The sequence below is a fragment of the Streptomyces synnematoformans genome (assembly GCF_039531005.1).
GTDB lineage: Bacteria > Actinomycetota > Actinomycetes > Streptomycetales > Streptomycetaceae > Streptomyces > Streptomyces synnematoformans.
Genome location: NZ_BAAAPF010000657.1, coordinates 1 through 1,376, shown reverse-complemented (window position 1 = coordinate 1,376; position 1,376 = coordinate 1). Strand labels below are relative to the sequence as shown.

The window sequence follows — 1,376 nt, the reverse complement described above, 5'->3', positions numbered from 1 at the left end:
CCTCGCCGCCCTCGGCGACGGCGACACCGCCGGGCGGCCCGCCGGCGGCTACGTCCTGGCCGCCGGCACCGGCGGCACCGGCACCGGCGGCGGCGCCGGCGCCGGCGGCATCGTCCTGGCCGGCGCCGACGCCACCGGCACGTACTACGCCGCGCAGAGCCTGCGCCAGCTCCTCCCGCACCGCGACGCCCCCGGCACCCGCGTCGCCGGCACCGCCGTCCGCGACTGGCCGGGCACCGGCTGGCGCGGCGCCATCGAGGGCTTCTACGGCGTCCCGTGGTCCCACGAGTCGCGGCTGGACCAGCTGTCGTTCTACGGCGCGCACAAGATGAACATCTACGTCTACTCCCCGAAGGACGACCCGTACCTGCGCGAGCGCTGGCGCGAGCCGTACCCGCCCGGGGAACTCGCCCGCATCGCCGAACTGGTCGAGCACGCCCGGGCGAACCACGTCGAGTTCACCTACGCCCTCTCCCCCGGCCTGTCCGTCTGCTACAGCTCCGACGCGGACGTCCGGGCGCTCAACGACAAGTTCCAGACCCTGTGGGACGTCGGCGTACGGACCTTCGCCGTACCGCTGGACGACATCAGCTACACCGACTGGAACTGCGCCGCCGACGAGGAGCGCTTCGGCACCGGCGGCGGCGCCGCGGGCGCGGCCCAGGCGCATCTGCTCAACCGCGTCAACCGCGAGTTCGTCCGCACCCACGACGGCGCCGAGCCGCTGCAGATGGTCCCGACGGAGTACTACGACACCACCCCGTCGCCGTACAAGAAGGCGCTCGCCGAGCAGCTGGACGACGACGTGCTGGTGGAGTGGACCGGCATCGGCGTCGTCGCGCCGGTGATGACCGTCGCGCAGGCGCGCGACGCCCGCGAGGTCTTCGGCCACCCGATCCTGACCTGGGACAACTACCCGGTCAACGACTACGCGCAGGAGCGGCTGCTGCTCGGCCCGTTCAACGGCCGGGAGAAGGGCCTGCCGGGCGAGCTGGCCGGGATCACCGCCAACCCCATGAACCAGGCCGCCGCGTCGAAGATCGCGCTGTACACGGTCGCCGACTTCGCGTGGCACGACGCCGCCTACGACCCCCGCAGGTCGTGGTCCGGCGCGCTGGCCGAGCTGGCGGGCGGCGACCGGCGCACGACCGCCGCGCTGCGGGCCTTCGCGGACGCCTCGTACGGCTCGGCGCTCAACCCCGGGCAGGCGCCGGAGCTGTCGGCGGCGATCGCCGCGTACTGGGACGGCGGCGGTGCGGGCGGCGCCGGCGCCCTGGCCGACGCGATCACCGCGCTGGAGGCCGCGCCCGGCGCGCTGCGCGACCGGCTGCCCGACCGGGCGGTCGTCGCGGGCGGGCTCCACCAGCCCCAGGGCG

Annotated in this window: 1 protein-coding gene; it reads left to right on the top strand. The window is 75.3% G+C overall.

Translation table 11 applies throughout. The features are described from left to right. Positions 1-1,376, top strand: a 1,376-nt coding sequence (locus ABD317_RS36925) for a glycoside hydrolase family 84 protein (RefSeq protein ID WP_344296444.1), incomplete at both ends; no start/stop codon positions are given.